This is a genomic window from Arcticibacter eurypsychrophilus, assembly GCF_001730525.1.
In the GTDB taxonomy this organism is placed as follows: domain Bacteria; phylum Bacteroidota; class Bacteroidia; order Sphingobacteriales; family Sphingobacteriaceae; genus Arcticibacter; species Arcticibacter eurypsychrophilus.
Genome location: NZ_MDFN01000018.1, coordinates 18,463 through 38,997, shown reverse-complemented (window position 1 = coordinate 38,997; position 20,535 = coordinate 18,463). Strand labels below are relative to the sequence as shown.

General features: G+C 37.7%; 18 protein-coding genes. 9 read left to right on the top strand and 9 right to left on the bottom strand.

The window, feature by feature from the left end; genetic code table 11:
* Positions 1 to 11: 11 nt before the first annotated feature.
* Both treZ and glgX read right to left on the bottom strand, forming a co-directional pair.
* Entirely contained in the window at positions 12 to 1,853 is a 1,842-nt protein-coding gene (gene treZ / locus BFL47_RS11240; RefSeq protein WP_069659894.1) for a malto-oligosyltrehalose trehalohydrolase, read from the bottom strand.
* Between the two features lie 6 nt (positions 1,854 to 1,859).
* Complete coding sequence (glgX, locus tag BFL47_RS11235; RefSeq protein WP_069659893.1) at positions 1,860 to 3,989, bottom strand: glycogen debranching protein GlgX; 2,130 nt, start codon at positions 3,987 to 3,989, stop codon at positions 1,860 to 1,862.
* Positions 3,990 to 4,147: 158 nt separating this feature from the next.
* On the opposite strand from glgX, the gene BFL47_RS11230 reads away from it, so the two are divergent.
* Positions 4,148 to 5,947, top strand: coding sequence for a hypothetical protein (locus BFL47_RS11230; RefSeq protein ID WP_069659892.1), 1,800 nt, complete (start codon positions 4,148 to 4,150; stop codon positions 5,945 to 5,947).
* Here the strand turns inward: BFL47_RS11230 and BFL47_RS20370 are convergent, their stop codons facing one another.
* Together BFL47_RS20370 and BFL47_RS11225 are read right to left on the bottom strand one after the other, a co-directional pair.
* Positions 5,948 to 6,082 (bottom strand): hypothetical protein, encoded by a 135-nt coding sequence (locus BFL47_RS20370; RefSeq protein ID WP_262482889.1) that lies wholly within the window; start codon positions 6,080 to 6,082, stop codon positions 5,948 to 5,950. It abuts the gene before it with no gap.
* A gap of 520 nt (positions 6,083 to 6,602) precedes the next feature.
* The gene (locus BFL47_RS11225; protein WP_170827309.1) at positions 6,603 to 7,043 is read right to left on the bottom strand and encodes an RNA polymerase sigma factor; all 441 of its coding nucleotides are present in this window, start codon (positions 7,041 to 7,043) and stop codon (positions 6,603 to 6,605) included.
* A gap of 261 nt (positions 7,044 to 7,304) precedes the next feature.
* Here BFL47_RS11225 and BFL47_RS11220 point away from each other — a divergent pair, with 261 nt between their 5' ends.
* Together BFL47_RS11220 and ccoS are read left to right on the top strand one after the other, a co-directional pair.
* On the top strand, positions 7,305 to 9,704 hold the full coding sequence (locus BFL47_RS11220; RefSeq protein WP_069659890.1) for a heavy metal translocating P-type ATPase: 2,400 nt from the start codon (positions 7,305 to 7,307) through the stop codon (positions 9,702 to 9,704).
* Positions 9,701 to 9,874 (top strand): cbb3-type cytochrome oxidase assembly protein CcoS, encoded by a 174-nt coding sequence (gene ccoS / locus BFL47_RS11215; protein ID WP_069659889.1) that lies wholly within the window; start codon positions 9,701 to 9,703, stop codon positions 9,872 to 9,874. Before BFL47_RS11220 ends, ccoS begins: the two co-directional genes overlap by 4 nt.
* Before the next feature lie 7 nt (positions 9,875 to 9,881).
* Here the strand turns inward: ccoS and BFL47_RS11210 are convergent, their stop codons facing one another.
* Complete coding sequence (locus BFL47_RS11210; protein ID WP_069659888.1) at positions 9,882 to 10,283, bottom strand: DoxX family protein; 402 nt, start codon at positions 10,281 to 10,283, stop codon at positions 9,882 to 9,884.
* 181 nt (positions 10,284 to 10,464) lie between these two features.
* Here BFL47_RS11210 and ccoN point away from each other — a divergent pair, with 181 nt between their 5' ends.
* Genes ccoN through BFL47_RS11180 form a run of 6 tightly spaced genes read left to right on the top strand, consistent with a single transcriptional unit; the run spans position 10,465 to position 16,256 of the window.
* The gene (gene ccoN / locus BFL47_RS11205) at positions 10,465 to 12,597 is read left to right on the top strand and encodes a cytochrome-c oxidase, cbb3-type subunit I (protein ID WP_069659887.1); all 2,133 of its coding nucleotides are present in this window, start codon (positions 10,465 to 10,467) and stop codon (positions 12,595 to 12,597) included.
* A gap of 19 nt (positions 12,598 to 12,616) precedes the next feature.
* On the top strand, positions 12,617 to 12,826 hold the full coding sequence (locus tag BFL47_RS11200; protein ID WP_069659886.1) for a hypothetical protein: 210 nt from the start codon (positions 12,617 to 12,619) through the stop codon (positions 12,824 to 12,826).
* On the top strand, positions 12,810 to 13,703 hold the full coding sequence (locus BFL47_RS11195; RefSeq protein ID WP_245681354.1) for a cbb3-type cytochrome c oxidase N-terminal domain-containing protein: 894 nt from the start codon (positions 12,810 to 12,812) through the stop codon (positions 13,701 to 13,703). The genes BFL47_RS11200 and BFL47_RS11195 overlap by 17 nt, the downstream gene beginning before the upstream one ends.
* Before the next feature lie 40 nt (positions 13,704 to 13,743).
* Complete coding sequence (gene ccoG, locus BFL47_RS11190; protein WP_069659884.1) at positions 13,744 to 15,141, top strand: cytochrome c oxidase accessory protein CcoG; 1,398 nt, start codon at positions 13,744 to 13,746, stop codon at positions 15,139 to 15,141.
* 6 nt (positions 15,142 to 15,147) lie between these two features.
* Positions 15,148 to 15,576 carry a FixH family protein gene (locus BFL47_RS11185; protein ID WP_069659883.1) on the top strand — a complete coding sequence of 143 codons (429 nt, stop codon included), beginning with the start codon at positions 15,148 to 15,150 and terminating at the stop codon, positions 15,574 to 15,576.
* The gene (locus tag BFL47_RS11180) at positions 15,573 to 16,256 is read left to right on the top strand and encodes a sulfite exporter TauE/SafE family protein (RefSeq protein ID WP_069659882.1); all 684 of its coding nucleotides are present in this window, start codon (positions 15,573 to 15,575) and stop codon (positions 16,254 to 16,256) included. The genes BFL47_RS11185 and BFL47_RS11180 overlap by 4 nt, the downstream gene beginning before the upstream one ends.
* 3 nt (positions 16,257 to 16,259) lie before the next feature.
* On the opposite strand, the gene hemN is transcribed toward BFL47_RS11180, so the two are convergent.
* The 4 genes from hemN to BFL47_RS11160 all read right to left on the bottom strand — a co-directional run bounded on the left by hemN (position 16,260) and on the right by BFL47_RS11160 (position 20,445).
* Entirely contained in the window at positions 16,260 to 17,627 is a 1,368-nt protein-coding gene (hemN, locus tag BFL47_RS11175; RefSeq protein ID WP_069659881.1) for an oxygen-independent coproporphyrinogen III oxidase, read from the bottom strand.
* Entirely contained in the window at positions 17,624 to 18,109 is a 486-nt protein-coding gene (locus BFL47_RS11170) for a Rossmann-fold NAD(P)-binding domain-containing protein (RefSeq protein ID WP_069659880.1), read from the bottom strand. Before BFL47_RS11170 ends, hemN begins: the two co-directional genes overlap by 4 nt.
* A 97-nt stretch (positions 18,110 to 18,206) precedes the next feature.
* Complete coding sequence (locus BFL47_RS11165) at positions 18,207 to 19,259, bottom strand: response regulator (RefSeq protein WP_069659879.1); 1,053 nt, start codon at positions 19,257 to 19,259, stop codon at positions 18,207 to 18,209.
* Entirely contained in the window at positions 19,231 to 20,445 is a 1,215-nt protein-coding gene (locus BFL47_RS11160; RefSeq protein WP_069659878.1) for a PAS domain-containing sensor histidine kinase, read from the bottom strand. The genes BFL47_RS11165 and BFL47_RS11160 overlap by 29 nt, the downstream gene beginning before the upstream one ends.
* Positions 20,446 to 20,535: the final 90 nt, after the last annotated feature.

Below are 20,535 nucleotides of genomic sequence, written 5' to 3'. Positions count from 1 at the left end.
TTTGAAGAGTTCTAATCTTGATCTAAAATTAACAGCGACTGTCCTGGTAATACTACCATCGTTTGATCGGTATAGTTTTTAGGAATTTTTAAATGACCATTCCATTGTCTATCCCCAGAGAAAATTAATGTCGTCCAATTTTTATGAAGAAGAGGCAATTGAATTTCTTGGTCCGTAGAAGAAAAGTTCATCAGGCAAAGGATATGCCTCTCTTCCTGCCAGCGATGTACCAATAAAGTGTTGTTTCCTTCATTAACCGTTACTTCAATCTGTTTTCTATTTAGGGATCTCAAAGCGGAATGATGCTTCCGGAGATGAATAAGTGCCTGATAGTATTTAAACATGTTTTGATGCAAAGGATCTTCCAATAAGTTCCATTGCAACTTAGAGTGTTCAAATGTTTCCATGGACATTGGATCAGGGGCTTCACCCTGCAAATGAAAATCGGCGAACTCTTTTTTACGACCCTCACGTACCGCTTCAGCAAGTTGCTCATCGGTGTGACTCACAAAGTACTGGAAAGAGTTTGTTTCACTCCATTCCTCTCCCATAAAGAGCAAGGGTAAGTATGGAGCAGTTAAAACAGCACCTGCAAGTAATCGTTGCATTTCAGGAGAATGCAGCTGACTGGTACGCTCGCCTAACATGCGGTTACCGGTTTGATCATGATTTTGCGAAAACACCACAAATTGCTTTCCCGAGTTTTCATCTGCTTGTACCCCGAAGTGTTTTTTACGGTGAAGGGAATACTGCCCATCATACACATACGCATCAGTATATGATTTAGCAAGATCTGAGATCCCTTTAAAATCAGCAAAATAGCCTGTTGCAGGTTCCCCTGCTGTGATGCGCAAAGCATGATGAAACTCATCAATCCATTGCGCATCCATTCCATATCCTTGTTTTGCTAAAGGATTAATAAACCGGGTGTCATTCAAGTCTACTTCAGCAATCAGATAATGCTTTTTCCCGGTTTCAAGATTTAACTGATCTACCGCTATTTTTATTTCTCTTAAAATATGTACCGGACTAAAATCTTTTATAGCATGTACAGCATCGAGTCGAAGTGCATCAATGTGGAAATCTTTGAACCACATCAATGCATTTTGTTTAAAGTAGTTCCTTACCGCATCACAATAGGCATCATCAAAATTTAATGCTTCTCCCCATGGGGTATTGTATTTTGAGGTAAAATAATAGCCGAAGTCATTAAAATAATTACCTTCCGGCCCTATATGGTTATACACCACATCAAGTATCACAGCTATCCCTTTTTCATGGCAGCAATCAACCAGGTGTTGCAATCTATAAGCGCCTCCATAAGAATTCTGAACGGCATAAGGAGCAACACCATCATACCCCCAGTTGCGTTCGCCTGGAAACTGAGCTACCGGCATGATTTCTATTGCATTGATCCCTAATTGTTTAAGGTGCTCAAGTTTGTCTTCAATCGCAGCAAATGTTCCTTCCAGAGAAAATGTCCCGGTATGCAGTTCATAAATAATGTAAAATTCCAGATCTGTATTTTGCCAATTCGTATCAGTCCAATTAAAGTCATTCAGATTGATGGCTTTTGATGATCCGTGTACTCCGTTAGTCTGCGATAAAGATGCCGGATCAGGCCGCTCGGTCTTTCTATCCAAAATCAATTGATACAAATCGCCTTCTTTGATCTGATTCGTTTGGATAGTCCAATTGCCTAAAGCCGTTTCTGTAAGAGGTAAGCGTATTTTTTTTTCAATTACACTAATTTCTACAAAGGTTGCTTTAGGAGCCCATAACGAAAACTCTGCAATTCCTTGTTCATTAAAATGAAGCCCTGGCCGTACCTGTTCATTTGTATTCAGCGTCATGTTGTATTAAGGTTTTACTAGTCTCAAAAGCACAGTACTCCGGCTCTCAACAAGTAATGCTTCAGAAAATTTAAAACGATCTCCTTCATTTTCAAAGAAGTTTTCATGAGTATCGAGCACCTTCATCCACTCTTTTCCATACTTTTCTCCGGGTAATATAAAGTTTAAAGGTTCATAATGGGCGTTAAAAATTACATAGAAGCTTTCGTCTATTATTTTTTCGCCTTTAGGTCCAACTGACTTTATTGCATTGCCATTTAAGAACACACCTAATGATTTCGCAAATGTATGACCCCAATTTTCATCTGGCATCTCAATCCCTTCCGGAAGAAACCAGGCAATATCTTCCAGGCCAATTCCTTTAAAGGGCAGGCCAGTAAACCAGCGACGTCTTCGAAATACCGGGTGCTCTTTTCTTAAGTGGATTAATTTTCTGGTGAATCTCAGTAAACTCATATCAGCCTGTTCCCAATTCAACCAGGAAACTTCATTATCCTGACAGTAGGCATTGTTGTTTCCTCCCTGGGTTCTGCTAATTTCGTCGCCAGCAACCAACATTGGTATACCTTGAGAAAGGAAAAGAGAAGTTAAAAAGTTCCTTTTCTGCTTTTCACGTAGATCATTTATAAGTTTATCATCTGTAGGACCCTCCACTCCACAGTTCCAGGAGCTATTATGACTTTCTCCATCATTATTCTCTTCTCCATTAGCCTCATTATGCTTTTCATTATAAGAAACCAAGTCGTTCAATGTAAAACCATCATGAGCAGCAATGAAGTTAACACTAGCGGTAGGCCTGCGATAATCATCTTTGTACAAGTCAGAACTTCCTGTAAACCGTTCTGCAAACTCTGCAAGCATGCTATCGGCTCCACGCCAGTAGTCGCGCAGACAATCTCTGTATTTCCCATTCCACTCTCCCCATCCCGGTGGGAATTTTCCTACTTGATATCCGCCTTCTCCAATGTCCCATGGTTCTGCAATTAACTTGACCTGTGATATGACAGGGTCCTGATGGATGATGTCGAAAAATGATCCTAAACGATCCACATCATGAAGCTCGCGGGCTAGTGTTGATGCCAGGTCAAAACGGAATCCATCTACATGCATTTCAGTAATCCAATAACGAAGACTATCCATCATCAAACGAAGCACTACAGGTAACCGGGCATTCAATGTGTTGCCTGTCCCTGTGTAATCTTTATAATAGCGTGCATCTTCCTCCCTGAGGCGATAATAGGAGGCATTGTCAATTCCTTTAAATGATAAGGTTGGACCCAGTTGATTTCCCTCTGCGGTATGATTGTACACCACATCGAGTATAACCTCTATCCCGGCTTTGTGAAACTCCTTAACCATTTGTTTGAATTCAGTGACCTGTTCGCCAAGTACTCCACTGCCTGAATAACGTACATCAGGTGCGAAGAAACCTATCGAATTATAGCCCCAATAATTGGTTAGCCTTTTATCAGCTAAATAGGAATCTCTGACGAAATGATGCACAGGCATTAATTCAATAGCGGTAATACCTAAGTCAATCAAATACTTGATAGTTACCGGATGACCGAGTGCAGCATAGGTTCCACGAATGTTTTCAGGAATGTCGGGATGGCGTTGAGTAAAACCCTTTACATGAGTCTCATAAATAATCGATTTATGATAAGGAATGTTGGGTGCCTTATCATTCTCCCAATTGAAATGCGGGTCAATAACTACTGACTTTGGAATATAAGCAGCACTATCATTTGTACTATAACTTAAATCGGTATCAGGATGCCCAATTTCATAACCAAACAAAGAGTCATGCCATTGGATAGTACCTGCAATTGCTTTTGCATATGGATCGATAAGCAATTTGTTAGGATTAAAGCGATGACCGTTCTGTGGTTCATATGGTCCGTAAACCCGATAGCCATATAATTGGCCAGGTTGCAGATCGGGGATATAGACATGCCATACATGATGGGAACGTTCGTTAAGTTTGATCTTTACAACCTCAGCAAGGTCCTCTATGGAATTAAATAAGCATAAATCGACTCCCTCTGCATTCTCTGCATGTAGCGCAAAATTGATTCCATTTCCATCCCAGGTTGCCCCAAGTGGGAAGGGTGATCCAGGATATACAGTAGTGTTCATGCTTTTCTAAGCCTAAAAAATATAAAATGTTTGCAAAAAAAAGCATTAAATGGCCAATAATCGGTGAGAGTTAATCAAGATTATGGCTTTATGTGATCTAAGTCATGTTTTAATAAATAAAATATCTTGTCTTTTGTAAAACATTTTATACCAAATTGATGAGTCATACATTTCATATACCTGTATTGGGGCTGGGGTTTACAGTAGATACACCATTAAAAGTAGGGCGTTACGGGATTTCATCTGTGATTTCCATCGTTGACGATATGTTGATAGAACGAATGAGGAAGTTCTATGCTAAAAAAAATCAGGAAGAGTACGCTGCTATTGATATGAAAGATGAAGATCATAGAGCAAAACGTATTTGTGATTATTTAAACATGGTTAACCGCAAGCTCAACGAACAGTTTGAACAATTGAAATCTCAGTTGTTTACTGCTGAATCTGATCTGACACGTTATTTTCAACTGTTACCTGAAACTTCTTTCCTGAAAATAAAATACAATCAGATGTTTCTAGAAGCAGATCAAGTTGAAAAGGATCGTATCGGTGTTGCATTACGCCAGGAAATGAATAAGGGAGCTATTGATGTAAACATCATGGCTAAAATTGATAAAACTAACTTTAGGCCAAACGGCGAAACTACAGGAGATGATAATTCAGATGCTCTTGCTGGTCTAAGAGGTTTTGCAATGAGTGATCTTGATTCATCAATAGTGCTGTCAGCAGGAATGAATCCTCGTTTGTATGGCTATTTGGAGAGTTTTGCTGACTTTTTCCCTGACCAACAGGAAAAGCTTAAAAAGAAAGTAATTTTAAAAGTGAGTGATTTTCGTTCTGCTTTCATACAAGCTAAGTTTCTCGCTAAAAAAGGAATCTGGGTATCTGAATTCAGAGTGGAATCCGGACTTAATTGCGGAGGTCATGCTTTTGCTACAGAAGGATATTTAATTGGCCCTATTCTGGAGGAATTTAAAACGAAGCGTCAGGACATGATCGCCGACATTTATGTGATTTACGAGAATGCGTTGCTTACAAAAGGAATTACTATCAGTAACCCACCTGCAATGCGAATCACTGTACAAGGTGGTATTGGTACTGTTGAAGAGAATAATTTCATATTAGATCATTATCAGGTAGATGGCACTGGTTGGGGAAGCCCTTTTTTATTAGTTCCTGAAGCCACTAATGTTGATGATGAAACGCTTCAAAATTTAGTGAAATCTACTGCGGCAGATTTTTATATCAGTGGATCATCTCCATTAGGAGTTCCTTTCAATAACTATCGTTTGAGTAGTGCTGAGAAACTACGAGTTGCAAGAATAGAAAAAGGTCGCCCGGGAAGTCCTTGCAAAAAGAAGTATTTGGTGTCAAATACTGAATTTACGGACAAACCTATATGTCTTGCTTCAAGGGAATACCAAAATCTGAAGCTTAAACAATTGGAAACGCTCGGTCTTGGGGCTGAAGATTATCAAACTCAATATACAAAGATTACTGAAAAGTTATGTCTATGCGAAGGTCTGACTGCTGCAACCTACATCAAAGATGGAATTCTTAATCCGAAAGAAGATGCAGCGGTTGCAATATGTCCTGGTCCTAACCTGGCTTATTTCTCCAGAACATTTTCTTTAGATGAAATGGTTAAACATATCTACGGTAAAATGAACTTACTACAGGGTGTAACCAGATCCTCTTTTTTTGTAAACGAATTAAACTTATATGTTGATTATCTTAAGAATGATATATCCAATCATCTAAAAACTTTAGACTCTAAAAAGATCAAACAACTAGAGAAATTTAAAGAGCAATTGTTGATTGGTATCGAATATTATAAAAAACTGGCAGGTAGTATCACCAACCAGACTGAACAATATTTAAATAAATTTACAAATGAACTTCATGAGATTGAAGCTCAATTAAGATTGATAGCGATTCAGGAATATAGCGAAGTTTAATTATATCGAGGTAACTACTGAAATGATCAACACCAGTGCTACCAGAAAGATGTAAATAATCAGATCAGATCTTCTTTTTTCTGTATCGCTTAGCTTCGTTTTATAGGATTTTTCATTAAAATATTTAGCTATCATGGCTTAAATTTTATCTATTTATAAGTAGACAAAATTTAAGCCATGATAGCTTTTTTTATGCATTTAATGCTGGATTTCAGAAGTTTAGCTTCGGATTAAAAATTATTTTTTTCAGAGGTTTATAAACGTGAATATTAAAGTGGACGGTTTAATATCTACGTTTAGGAAATATAGGACATCTGCATAAAAAACCAGGGTTTTATCTAATTTTAAATCAACTGGGAAAGGGCACTCTTTATCTGCACAACAGGCTATGGTATTTATAATTAAAAGGGATATACTTCCGAATTAATTCTCAGCTTGTATGCATTTCGAGCGGAGAAGCTGCGGAGAAGGTGCGAGTAAGGTGGGGCTGATTTGAAACTTAGTTAGCTAGAAGGGAGTAGGAAGATCGATATTAAACAGGTGCTTTACCACAATTTGTTCTAAACTGTTGGTATGGCTTTACAGTGTTGAAACAAATTTACAAAAATATAGATGTATCCCGGTGGCTGTATGCCAATTTTTACTGTTAAATCAATCAGTTCTCCTCAGATAACAAGGCTTTAATTAATATCTTTCTGGCTTTGTGAATCCTATTCTTGGTGGTTCCAATAGGACCTTTCAGAATATCGTTGATTTCATTATACTTATAGCCGTTAATAAACATTTGAAGTGGTTGTTTATATTGGAAAGGAAGCTTGCCTAATAAAGAATTAATATATTGGACATTCATGTTGGATTCAGCTGTATTGTTTACCCGGAGTTCAACTCCTTCCTCATGCTCTATTGGACAGGTTATGTATTTTTTCTTTCGGTATTGATTTACGAATAAATTTCGCATAATAATAAATAACCATCCCTTTATATTGGTGTCGTCTCTGAATTTATCCCAATTTATAATTGCTTTAATTAGCGTATCCTGAATCAAATCTTTTGCATCATCTTCATCCCTGGTGAATTTCAGAGCATGAGGCTTCATATATCGAATCTGCTTACATATCAAACAGTTAAATTGCTCCTTATTCATGATTTTTAACGTTAAGGAAAGATCTGAAAATTTGTTTTTACATACAAATAAAGTATAATAGCTTCATAATGTTAGTGATAATGGTCATTCTTAAGATTGATTGTAATCACTGTGGTAGAAGGGGGATAAGTGATAAGGATCATATTTAATATTAACATTTGTCATTAGGATGTTTAAACGCATATTGCATCTTTGATCTCTTATAGAAGTATTATGACAACATCTGATACATCGGTCCAAACATGCTGCTTTCATTGTGGGGATAATATTGTCACAGAACCTTTAATAGCTGATGATAAATTATTCTGCTGTGCTGGATGTAAGGGTGTTTATCAAATATTAGCACAAAATAATTTATGTAGTTATTATAATTATAATAGCTCACCAGGAGAGAAAAAAGGTCACACTGAGCAACATCTGGAATATTTAAATGATCCTGGTATATTTTCTAAACTGGTTGATTATTCAGATACAAAAAGAACGCTTATTACCTTTTATATTCCTGCAATCCATTGCAGTTCTTGTCTTTGGCTCCTTGAACATCTTCATAAAATAAACTCAGCTGTAGCACATTCAAGAGTAGATTTTTTAAAGAAGCAGGTAGAAATTACTTTTGATCATAATGAACTTCCTTTGAAAAATCTGGTTGAAATTCTTATCTCAATTGGATATGAACCTCTCATCAGTTTACAGGACATTGTTAAGGACAAAAGCAATTTAGTAAATCGTGACTTGATTCTTAAGATCGCAGTTTCTGGATTTTGCATGGGAAATGTAATGTTGTTCAGTTTTCCAGAGTATTTGGGACTATCCGCTTTAGAGCATCAGTTTCAAACCTTGTTTGGTTGGCTAAATTTGGCTTTTGCCAGTGTAGCTACTTTTTACTGTAGTCGCGATTTCTTTGTTTCAGCTTGGGGAAGTTTGAAAAATAAGGTAATTAATCTGGATACACCCCTTGCTCTGATTGTGGCGGTGTTATTTATCCGCTCCGCATATGAGATAATAAGTGGAGCAGGCCCTGGTTTTTCTGATACTTTAATTGGACTTGTTTTTTTACTGTTAATGGGAAGATGGGTAAAACAGCGGACGTACAACCATATTTCCTTTAATCGGGATTATCGATCCTATTTTCCAGTGGCTGTAACTCTTTTAAATGAAGAGCGGGTAGAGGTTCCTGTTCCGATTAATGATCTGGAGATTGGTGCAAGGATTTTAGTGCGTAATAATGAGATTGTACCTGCCGATTCAATTTTGATGAAAGGGGAGGGCTGTTTTGATTTTAGCTTCGTTACCGGAGAGTCTCAACCACAATCAAAAGTGCTTGGTGAGATCATTTATGCAGGAGGCCGGCAAATAGGAGAGGCTATAGAAATGGAAGTGGTGAAACCAGTCTCGCAAAGTTATCTGACAAGACTGTGGAATAATGAAGCCTTCAAGAGAAGTGATCAAAGTAAAATCAAGAATTTTAATGATACTATCGCGCAATATTTCAGTGTAGCAGTGATTGCTATTGCTTTAGTGTCTGCAGGATTTTGGTGGTATATGGGTGATACAGGTAAAGGTTGGGATGCATTTTCTTCTGTACTTATTGTGGCCTGTCCTTGCGTGCTTGCGCTAAGTACTCCCTTAACTTTGTCTACGGTGTTAGGGATATTTGATCGGAATGATTTTTATCTTAAAAATACGGATGTGGTTGAACAGCTGGCCCGTATTGATACTGTTGTGTTTGATAAGACGGGTACAATAAGTTGTCCTGAAACTAATAATTTAACCTTTTCTGGAGAGTTGACCCTTTTTGAGGAGTCGCTGGTTTCCTCTGTCGCCAGGAATTCATCCCATCCTTTAAGTCGTCAGATTACGAAATGGTTGGATGGCAAAGATTATTTAAAGGCGGATAGCTATATTGAGATTCCAGGTAAAGGTATTTCTGCTTCTTTTGATCCTCACGAAGTGCTCATGGGAAGCCGTTCATTCGTATCTCCTGAATCCTTGTCCTTTAGTAATGCATCAACTGTTCATGTGCGTATTGATGGCCAGTATAAAGGTTATTTCAAGATCAATCAAAAATGGCGGACGAGTTTAAAGGGTCTTATTGTATCATTAAAAGTGCATTACAGGTTGCATGTGATTTCAGGGGACCATTCAGACGAAAAAAAGGATCTGATGGAAGTATTTCCGGAATATGTACCTATGCTTTTTAATCAAAGTCCTCAGGATAAACTGGAATATGTAAAAAGACTTCAGGTAGACCAAAATGTGGTGATGATGCTTGGTGACGGGTTGAACGATGCAGGGGCACTCCGCCAGAGTGACCTTGGTGTAGCAGTTACCGACAATATAAATAATTTCACCCCTGGAAGTGATGCTATTTTGAAAGGAAATGCTATGGGTAAAATGCCTCAGTTTATTAGTCAGGCAAGAAGTGCAGTGCTGATTATAAAATGTAGTTTTATTATAGCTACCATTTATAATTTGATAGGTGTTTATTTTGCTGTTCAGGGGAGGCTTTACCCACTCACAGCAGCTATATTAATGCCTATGAGTACTATTACTATTATCATATTGACTAATTTAGCAAACCGTTATTTCGCTAAGAAATATAAACTACGATGAATATATTATACTTTCTCATTGGCACGAGCGTAATTATGGCACTCCTTTTTTTAGCTGCCTTTTTTTGGGCATTAAAAAATGGTCAGCATGATGACGTATATACTCCCGCCGTACGTATGCTTTTTGAAGATGATAAACCGGAAGAAGAGAAACCAGAAGGAAAGGAGTAATTACTGCTTATTTAAATAAACGATCTATTGCATATTTTCCGGGACCGGTAAAGAATAACGTCACAAAAATACTTAGGAAAAGGAATGCAAGTTCCTTTGTTCCAAAAGGGTCTGTTGCGTGAACAACAAAAAAGGCAACCAGCATAGTGATTATTAAAGGGATTAAGGCCAATCTGTGTGCAAATCCAATTATAATCAATAGTGCGCAAAAAAATTCTGCAAAAATAGCCAGATATAAAGATATCTCAGGTCCAATACCTATTGGATCCGCAAATTCAGTAACCCCCTGTAGTGCCTTTTGTAGCTTGGTCCAACCGTGGCTTAAAAGGCTTCCTCCGGATGTTAGTCTTAACAATAACAAGCCGAAGTCAATAGAGATATCATTGCTTTTTAATAGTGGCGATTTCATTTTTCGATAATTAAGTTGATCAGTGATTAAATAGTTAATAAACGGATCATTTAAAATGTTTTCTTAATTGGTAAGTTTTATAAAGTGACCTATGTCACTTTATAATGAAATAGATATCATTCAAATAGAAGTTATAACAAACTATTTTTGGCATTAGGAATACATAACCTATTTTTTGAATATGCAGCTTGAGAAATTTGAATACGACAACAAAACCGTCCGGAACTTTGCAATTGCTACCATTGTTTGGGGTTTAATAGGAATGACAGTGGGGCTACTAATCGCTTCACAGTTATTTCAGCCGGCTATGAATATGTCATCGCAATACACGTCATTTGGGCGTATAAGGCCATTGCATACCAATGCCGTGGTTTTTGCATTTGTGGGGAATGCGATTTTTATGGGTGTTTACTACTCCTTACAAAGACTTCTAAAAGCGCGAATGTTTAGTGATCTCCTGAGTAATATACATTTTTGGGGATGGCAATTTATTATCGTTTCAGCGGTAATTACCTTACCATTAGGATTAACTACTTCTCATGAGTATGCTGAACTGGAATGGCCTATAGATATTATGATCACCTTGATCTGGGTAATATTTGGGGTCAACATGTTTGGAACCATCATTAAACGGCGCGAAAGACACATGTATGTAGCCATTTGGTTTTACATAGCCACCTTTGTAACTGTTGCTGTTCTCCATTTGGTTAATTCATTTGAGTTGCCCATTTCCTTTTTTAAAAGCTACTATGTTTACGCAGGAGTACAGGATGCTTTGGTGCAATGGTGGTACGGGCATAATGCAGTTGCGTTTTTCTTGACTACACCTTTTTTAGGAATGATGTATTATTTCCTTCCTAAAATGGCCAATCGCCCGATATACTCTTACAAACTAAGTATCCTCCATTTTTGGGCGCTGATCTTTATTTATATATGGGCTGGTCCCCATCATTTATTATATACCTCATTGCCTTCATGGGCACAATCGTTAGGTGTAGCCTTTTCCATTATGTTGATTGCTCCAAGTTGGGGTGGTATGATCAACGGACTTCTTACTCTTAGGGGGGCCTGGGATAAAGTGCGTGATGATGCTATTCTTAAATTTATGGTTGTAGGCATAACTGCCTATGGTATGGCCACTTTTGAAGGTCCGATGCTAGCCTTAAAGCAAATTAATGGTATTGCTCACTTTACGGATTGGATTGTAGCACACGTGCACGTAGGGGCTTTGGGATGGAATGGTTTCCTAACCTTCGCGATCTTGTACTGGTTAATTCCACGGATTTATCAAACTGCATTATATTCTAAAAAAGCGGCGAGTTTCCATTTCTGGATAGGAACCTTGGGGATTTTATTCTATGCTGTTCCGATGTATTGGTCTGGTTTTACCCAAGGCCTGATGTGGAAAGAATTTACTCCCGAAGGGATGTTGAAATATCCAAATTTTCTTGAAACTACTTTAGCGATTATTCCAATGCATGTTTTGCGTGCTGTAGGAGGAACGTTATATCTGGCTGGAGTAATTGTGATGACTTGGAATCTTTGGAAAACCATGGCTCAAGGTAAACTTTTAGCCAATGAACCGGCGGAAGCGATGCCTTTAACTGTTGCTTTTGTTCCAGAAGGTACTGATAAGGGTTGGCACCGTAAGCTTGAACGCCGGCCAATGCAATTCCTTGTGCTGTCTCTTGTAGCTATATTGATCGGTGGATTGGTAGAGATGATGCCCACATTTATGATTTCTTCAAATGTGCCTACAATCGCTAGTGTAAAGCCTTACTCTCCTTTAGAACTTCAGGGACGTGATATTTACATTCGCGAAGGATGTGTGAACTGTCATACTCAAACTGTTCGTCCTTTTCGTTCAGAAACTGAACGCTACGGGGAGTACAGCAAGGCTGGTGAATATGTTTATGATCATCCATTCCTTTGGGGATCTAAACGTATAGGTCCTGATTTGCATAGAGTTGGAGGAAAGTATTCCAATGCATGGCATTTTAATCACCTGTTTGATCCAACAACAATGTCTCCAGGAAGTATCATGCCTCCATATCCTTGGTTAACTGAGCAAGAGCTGGATATTACCACAACCTTCGCTAAGATCAATGCAATGCGGTCTTTGGGTGTTCCATATCCAGAGGGTTTCGAAAATGAAGCTAATGCCGACCTGAAGAAACAGGCTGCTGCAATTTCTGCTAATCTTGTAAAGGATAATATTAAAGTCAAAAGCGATAAAGAGATTATTGCTGTTATTAGTTACCTCCAACGCTTAGGTGTCGATATAAAAGCGAATATAACTGCAGTAACTAATTAATTCTATAAATTTTATAGCCATGTTCAGACAATTTATAAGTTCAGTAGATGGAAGTCAGGTTTACCTGATAACCTCTTTTGGAATATTTCTCGTATTTTTTATTGTGGTTTCTATTATGCTTTTTTTTATGAAAAAAGATCATATCAAGTATATGAGTGAAATGCCATTTGAAAGTGATATAAATAAAACAGATAACCCAGAACCCGAATATAATGAAACACATTTATAAAATATTACTCATGCTTGTGATCAGTATTCCGGCTTCTGCACAGGAAAAGGCAGTTGAAGTTGTGACGGCTGCTCCTGCTTCACCGGGGAATACAATGATGAATATTGTTATAGCTGTTTTTATCCTTGCGGCCTTGGTGATGCTTATTGTATCCTTTGTATTGCTCCGGACTTTTAAGATTCTAGCCCGTGAACTTACAAATCCAACTGCATATGTGGCTCGTGAACCTGTAGTTAAGCTTGAGTTTGAGGATTGGCTTACGTTAAAGAAAAGCAAACCTTCTATTTTTACTAAACTGTTAAGTTTAAGACCGATGGAGGAAGAAAAGGATATTGTGATGGAACATCAGTTCGACGGTATTTCTGAGCTTGATAATCCTACTCCACCTTGGTTCATGTGGTTGTTTTATGCTTCTATCCTATTTGGTGTTGGTTATATGTTAAACTACCATGTATTTAAATGGGGTAAACTCCAGGATGAAGAGTATGTGGTGGAAATGGAGGAAGCTAAAGTTTCGAAAGCTGAATACCTTGCAACTGCTGCGAATGTGATTGATGAGAATTCGGTAAAGGTGGATAAAGAGGCTTCAACTATTTCATTGGGAAAAGCAGTTTTTACAAGCAATTGTGTGGCTTGTCACGGAGATAAAGGACAGGGAACAGTTGGACCGAATCTTACTGATGCGTATTGGCTGCACGGTGGAAGCGTTAATATGGTATTTAAAACTGTTAAATATGGAATTCCTGAAAAGGGAATGATTTCATGGGAAAAGACATTAACCCCTAAGCAAATTGCTGAAGTCGCAAATTACATTTTGTCTTTAAAAGGAACTAATCCTGCAGGTGCAAAAGCATCTCAGGGGAATAAGGAAGTTTAAGGTTTCCTGAATCTATTCATACTTAAATAGGGATTTATTCATGGTTGATAAAACATCATCTTATAAAGATCACGTAAGTACTATTACTGAAGATGGGAAAGGCCGTAAATGGATGTATCCTAAACTTATAAAGGGAAAACTTTATATACTTAGGAATATCTTTGCGGGAGCACTTTTGACTTTGCTTTTTGCTGGTCCATTTATTAAAGTAAATGGTGAACAGCTCATTTTGTTGAATATACTGGAAAGACGTTTTGCTTTTTTTGGGGTTATATTCGTTCCTCAGGACTTCTATCTTTTTGTATTAGGTACATTGATTTTCATTGTATTCATTGTGCTCTTTACTTCTTTGTTTGGAAGGGTGTTCTGTGGTTGGGCTTGTCCTCAAACTATTTTTATGGAAATGGTATTCCGCAGGATAGAACGATGGATAGAAGGGGATGCCAAACAGCAAAAGAAGTTGGATAATGGGCCGATGACTACCGAAAAGATTTTGAAGAAGACAAGCAAGCATTTTCTGTTTCTTTTAATTTCCTTTTTGATCTCGAATATATTTCTATCTTATATTATCGGCTCTGATCAACTGATACAAATCATTACAGAGCCACTCGCTGGTCATGTTACCGGATTTATATCGATCTGTATTTTCACCTTTGTGTTTTATATTGTATTCTCAAAAATTAGGGAACTTGTTTGTACAATGGTTTGTCCTTATGGTCGTTTGCAAGGCGTATTGCTGGATAGTAACTCGATGATTGTTGCTTATGATTATGTTCGGGGAGAACCAAGAGGTAAAAGAAAACGAGAGGCAGAACCGGATGTAATAGGCGATTGTGTGGATTGTGGTTTATGTGTGGACGTTTGTCCAACGGGTATTGACATCCGTAACGGTACACAAATGGAATGTATTAATTGCACCCTGTGTATAGATGCATGCGATATGGTGATGAAAAAGATCAATAGGCCGAAACGCTTAATTGGATTTTTCTCTGATGAGCATATCACAAATCGTAAGCAGTTTACAGTAGGCCGCAGGATATATTCATATGCTGCGCTTATATTAATTCTGAGTGCGATACTTTCTTTTTTAATACTCAGAAGGACTGATATTGAAACAACTATATTAAGAGCTTCAGGTACCTTGTATCAAATGAGGGATGATGGAACAACAGTAAGTAATTTATACAACGCGGAGTTTTATAATCGCACGAGTCAATCGATCAAATTTCAAGTTGTACCACAAGGTTCAGGTACACAAATTCAGTATATTACTAAGCCGGAAGAGTTGAAAAAGGGTGCTAGTATGAAGATTACCTTTTTCATTATACAGGATATCAAAAATATTAAATCGTATAAATCTGATATCAAGCTTCAAGTACTATCTGCTGGTAAGGTGCTTGAAAATATAGAAACAACTTTTATTGCACCACCTAATTAAAAAGAGATGAACTGGGGAACAAAATTAGTGATCGCATTAGGATTATTTATTTCTTTTATAGTAGTGCTAAGTACAAAGATGATCTTTAGTGATAAAGATGATTTAGTGGAAAGTGATTATTATGAAAAAGGTTTAAGTTATGATTTAGACTATAATAGAGCCAGAAATGTAGCTATATATCATGCTGAGCCTACAATAACATTGGGTATCAATAAAAGTATCGACATACAGTTTAAGAAGCAGGCAACCGGAACGATTAAGTTTTTGCATGCCAGTAATAAAAAACTGGATCGTTTATATCAGGTGAATACTGATGCAGATGGGAATGCGGCCTTATCCCTTAAAGACCTGTCCAATGGATATTGGCATGCCGTATTAGAGTGGAAAAGTGATAATACAAGCTATCTGTTCAAGAAAAAAATGCACATACAATGAGTCTTTGGGCACTAGCATTTTTCACGGGGTTGTTCGGTAGTGTGCATTGTTTAGGGATGTGCGGTCCATTGGCTTTTGCTATTCCTTCGAAACATTCAAATCGCTGGTTGGTGTTGCTTGATAAATTAATGTATCAGGTAGGGAGAATTATATCTTATAGCATTCTGGGTATAATAATAGGTATCATCGGAAAGCAGCTTTGGCTTTCCGGATTACAGCAATCGGTAAGTATCTTAAGTGGTGTTTTTATTATCTTAGCCGCTTTATCTCAACTAAATAGAAGACAATTTTTAAGAAATCAATCTTCAGTAGTTATAACCTACTATAATAAATTGTTTTCTTATGCACTGCGGCATAAAGCAAATCACTTAATTACAGGACTCTTGAATGGGTTTTTGCCTTGCGGATTTGTGTACCTGGCTCTTGCAGGAGCAGTAAATACAGGTAATGTGATGGATTCGGCATTGTATATGGCTCTTTTTGGATTAGGCACTTTACCGTTGATGCTGATTGCAACCTTCGGCATGGGAATGGTAAGTTCCTTCTTTAAGCAAAAGATCAATCGGATAGTCCCTTATTTTATGATTTGTTTGGGATTGTGGTTTATTTTAAGAGGATCGGCATTAAGTATCCCTTACTTGAGTCCTCCTGTTTTAGATAATTCAGAAGTCTGCGAATAAACTTTATCCTGCCATACTAAACATGACAGTTTTAGGCTGATTAGCCCACAGTCTAGCATCCAGCGCCATACATATATTACGAAGGAAACGTTGCCCCTGAGGAAGTACAACCAGCTTAAAGGGCTCTAATGTTAGTAACCCGTCTTCTTCAAGTGATTCAAGACGCTTTAATCCGTCCATGAGTGCCTTACATTGAAGGTTAGTATCCTGCCATGAGGTACTGCCATTACACATGATGTTTTGAATATGCTGACGCATAATCAAATCTTCTTTAGTGAGCAGGTGACCTTTAAATACAGGTATTTTCCCTTCTTCAACACGGGCCCTGTAATCTTCTACTTTTTTCTCATTCTGAGCAAATGCGTAAAGCGTATCACTGATAGAAGACACACCCAGACCAATCATCAGTTGAGTGTACTGATGTGTATAACCCATAAAGTTTCGGTGCAAATGACCTTCAATCTGAGCTTTATATAAGGAATCGGATGGCAATGCAAAATGATCCATGCCGATTTCCAGGTATCCTGCATTGATCAGCATTTCCCGGCCTAGCTCATATAACTTTTGCTTTAATTCAACAGAAGGAAGATCTTTCTCTGTGTATCGCCTTTGTCCGGGTTTAACCCAAGGCACGTGAGCGTAACTATAAAACGCAATCCTATCGGGCATTAATAAAAGTGTTTTATGGATTGTCTTTTCCAAACCTTCCAATGTTTGAATTGGAAGTCCATAAATTAAATCATAATTAACCGATAAATAACCAATTGCCCTGGCAAAATCAGTAACTGATTTTACGTCTTCATAGGATTGCATGCGGTTGATCACAACTTGTACCAGTGGATCAAAATCCTGAATCCCCAGGCTTACTCTCCTGAATCCAAGTTTGTATAATGTTTTAAGATGTTCTTCTGTGGTGTTAGCAGGGTGTCCTTCGAATGAAAATTCTGCTTGCTGATGTGTAATGGCATCTTTAAACAATCCCTTTATCAATAGCTCTAAATTGTCCGGACTGAAAAATGTAGGGGTACCTCCACCTAAATGAATTTCCTTAATTACAGGCTTCTCCGTAAATAGAGATTTATATAAATCCCATTCTTTAAGTAAGGTTTGAATATAAGGTTCTTCAACAGTATGATTTTTGGTAATGCGGGTGTTGCAACCACAATAAGTACACAAGTTTTCGCAGAAAGGTAAGTGAACGTATAAACTTATTCCATCGCGTGTGTTACTTTCTTCGAATGAAAACTGGACAGATTTGATCCATTCGTCATTTCCCATAAACTCCGCATTCCAATAAGGAACAGTTGGATAACTGGTATAACGTGGTGCTGGAACATGGTATTTATTGATTAAATCTTCTTCAACGTTCATCTTTCAGGGTTTTTATCTATTCGGCTCTGAAACTCACCTGCAATAATATGGCTTTCGCAATCCTGTGAAATAGTACAACTATCTCCATTGCATTTCGAGTTCTGCCAATAATCCAGATTGTGTATAGTGTCATTAGCAATCTTAGAATGATATAATGTCGCATCCATTGTCGCTGAATCTGCATTTGATACAGATATCGAAGCAAGTTTTATATCATGTAAAGCAGCTGCTTTTTTGTCTATATGTTCAAGGGCTAAAGATCTGCTTGAAATAAATTTTATTCCTAAAGCAGCAAGTTTTTCTATGACGCTCAATGTAACTTTATCCTTGTCAGAGATTATAACAACCTCTTTCCCAGTGGCATATTCGGCTGTTTCAATACCAAGTTCATTTGATATTAATGTAATTTCGTGCTTCTTATGATTGGCTTTTGCCAGTGGTTCCTTTTCAAAGGACCTTATACTGTATGCTACGGCTCTCATTCTTAAATAGATAATGTAAATTGACAATATTACCTCAAAGATAAGAATGAGAGTTGTAACTTGGAATGAGGGAAATCAGGCAAGAAAATGACTTTGGTCAGTTTTTCATATTTATTAGTTTTGTTGCGTTTAAAATGATTATCTGGCTGCCCTTTTTTTCTATCAGTCCTTCATCTTTAAAATCACTTAAAGTACGGCTTACTGTTTCAGTAGCCATTCCTGCCATAGCAGCAAGGTCATCTCTGGAAATCCGTAATACGCCTTTTTCCGGGTCGCTTCCTGCCAGACGGAGAAGAACCTGAGCCATTCTTTTTCTAACGGAATGGTATGCTAGCTGCAATAGCTGATCTTCCTTTTCTTTCAAATTGTTCGAAAGTATTTTTATAAATGCGCGTCCTACCTGTGGATAATGATTAACCAGCTGATCGATCATTTCTTTAGGAAGCATGCAGATGGAAGTATCCTCTACCGCTTCTGACGTTTCATGATATACATCATTGGAGAGCAGTGCATTGACACCAATATATTCATCCGGACCATAAATGGATGTGAGAAGCTCTCTGCCATCATTACTTAATTTGAAGGTCTTAACCTTGCCATTTAAAATTAAATATAGACCTGAAGGATTATCGCCTTCATAATAGATAACTTGTTTTTTCTTTACTGTTCTGATTTTACGATCGGCTACAAGCTTTTGTAGTTCTGCAAGACCATCTCCCCGCCCAACGAGATTGTCCAGTTTTTCTAAAGACTTGTTATAGAAAGCTTCTTGTTTATCTCTTTTATTAAGCCGGCTTTCAATGGCGTTCAGTAATTCAACGTCATCGAATGGTTTGGTAAGATAGTCGTCGGCGCCCATTTCCATGCCTTTTCGCATGTCAATTCGTTCCGCTTTTGCTGTTAAAAATATAAAAGGGATAGTTGATGTTTCGGGTGTTTTACCTAGCATAAACAATACTCCGTAACCATCAAGCTCCGGCATCATAATATCACATAAAATGATATCTGGCAGGTGTTTAACAGCTAATTCCACACCGGTTTTTCCATTGTTTGCATGAAATACAGTATAGTTTGCTAATTCTAAAATCTCCGTAGTGCTTTCACGGATATCATCATTATCCTCAATTATAAGAATGGATGTTTTTTTCATTATTTGAAGAAAAAGATATAGTAAATGTAGTTCCTTTATTTATAATGCTTTCGAATTCAACCTTGCCGTTCATTAAACCGGCATAGCGCCTTACAATATTAAGTCCTAATCCGGTGCCAGGAATATTCCCTGTATTATGAGCACGGAAAAATGGTTGAAACAAGTGTTTTTGATCTGCATCCGGGATGCCAATACCATTATCTCTAACGGTTAAAATGTATTCTTTTTCTGTTACTTCTGAATTAAATTCTATAAAGGTGTTCTCTCCGGAGTATTTAATCGCATTGGTAATTAGGTTGATGATACAATTCTTAAGTAGATTCTGATCCAGGATAACCATACTGGTCAGTCCCGTATGTTCATAAATGATATTTTGATTCTGTTTGGTAATCATTTGCATTTCTTCAGTAATCTCTTCCGATAATTTAACTACATCAAAGTGCGTGTAAGTCGGTTCAACCCTTCCGGCTTCCAGTTTTTCAAGGGAAAGAAAATCATTCAATATGGCGGTTAGATTACCTACTGCATTTTTGATTTTATTTACATGCTTGGTAATATTGGTTGGATCTTCCTGCTGCGAATATTTCTCAATCAGAGATGCTGACAGTTGAACCGAACTCAATGGGGTACGGAACTCATGTGAAGCCATCGAAACAAACCTGCTTTTAAGCTGGCTTAATTCCTTTTCTTTTTCCAAAGATAAACTCACTTCTTCCTTCGCTTCCTGTAATGCCCGAACGGTCTTTCTCAATGACGCAGTACGCTCTTCTACCAGCTCTTCTAATTGTGCCGCATGGTTTTTAATCCTTTCCTCTGCAGCTTTTTCCCTGCTAAGATCGTTGACAAAGCCGGTAAAGATGGTGCGGTCTGACAGAATCACTTCGCTTACTCCTAAGCGGAAGGGAAACTGAGTGCCATTTTTTCGCAAACCCTTTACCTCTCTGCCTATCCCAATGATGTGACGTTCCTTTGTTGTATTGTAACGATGTAGGTACTGATCATGTCGGGAATGATCAGGTTCCGCCATGAGCATGGATATATTATGGCCTATTACCTCTTGTGGAGTATATCCAAATAATAGGCAAGCAGATGGGTTAATAGATTCAACAATTCCTTTTTTGTCAATCGTAATAATACCATCAATGGCATTTTCTATAATAGCATGTAAAAGGGTTGCATCATTCATTTGAAAAGATATACCTTAATTCTCATCAAAAGTAATAAATTTATAATATCACAAAGCTTTCGTACCATTGAAAAGATAAATATCTGGCAT

Coding starts and splice junctions, on each gene's coding strand:
- treZ (WP_069659894.1), bottom strand. CDS start 1,853: ATGACGCTGAATACAAATGAACAGGTACGGCCAGGGCTTCATTTTAAT.
- glgX (WP_069659893.1), bottom strand. CDS start 3,989: ATGAACACTACTGTATATCCTGGATCACCCTTCCCACTTGGGGCAACC.
- BFL47_RS11230 (WP_069659892.1), top strand. CDS start 4,148: ATGAGTCATACATTTCATATACCTGTATTGGGGCTGGGGTTTACAGTA.
- BFL47_RS20370 (WP_262482889.1), bottom strand. CDS start 6,082: ATGATAGCTAAATATTTTAATGAAAAATCCTATAAAACGAAGCTAAGC.
- BFL47_RS11225 (WP_170827309.1), bottom strand. CDS start 7,043: ATGAAGCCTCATGCTCTGAAATTCACCAGGGATGAAGATGATGCAAAA.
- BFL47_RS11220 (WP_069659890.1), top strand. CDS start 7,305: ATGACAACATCTGATACATCGGTCCAAACATGCTGCTTTCATTGTGGG.
- ccoS (WP_069659889.1), top strand. CDS start 9,701: ATGAATATATTATACTTTCTCATTGGCACGAGCGTAATTATGGCACTC.
- BFL47_RS11210 (WP_069659888.1), bottom strand. CDS start 10,283: ATGAAATCGCCACTATTAAAAAGCAATGATATCTCTATTGACTTCGGC.
- ccoN (WP_069659887.1), top strand. CDS start 10,465: ATGCAGCTTGAGAAATTTGAATACGACAACAAAACCGTCCGGAACTTT.
- BFL47_RS11200 (WP_069659886.1), top strand. CDS start 12,617: ATGTTCAGACAATTTATAAGTTCAGTAGATGGAAGTCAGGTTTACCTG.
- BFL47_RS11195 (WP_245681354.1), top strand. CDS start 12,810: ATGAAACACATTTATAAAATATTACTCATGCTTGTGATCAGTATTCCG.
- ccoG (WP_069659884.1), top strand. CDS start 13,744: ATGGTTGATAAAACATCATCTTATAAAGATCACGTAAGTACTATTACT.
- BFL47_RS11185 (WP_069659883.1), top strand. CDS start 15,148: ATGAACTGGGGAACAAAATTAGTGATCGCATTAGGATTATTTATTTCT.
- BFL47_RS11180 (WP_069659882.1), top strand. CDS start 15,573: ATGAGTCTTTGGGCACTAGCATTTTTCACGGGGTTGTTCGGTAGTGTG.
- hemN (WP_069659881.1), bottom strand. CDS start 17,627: ATGAACGTTGAAGAAGATTTAATCAATAAATACCATGTTCCAGCACCA.
- BFL47_RS11170 (WP_069659880.1), bottom strand. CDS start 18,109: ATGAGAGCCGTAGCATACAGTATAAGGTCCTTTGAAAAGGAACCACTG.
- BFL47_RS11165 (WP_069659879.1), bottom strand. CDS start 19,259: ATGAAAAAAACATCCATTCTTATAATTGAGGATAATGATGATATCCGT.
- BFL47_RS11160 (WP_069659878.1), bottom strand. CDS start 20,445: ATGAATGATGCAACCCTTTTACATGCTATTATAGAAAATGCCATTGAT.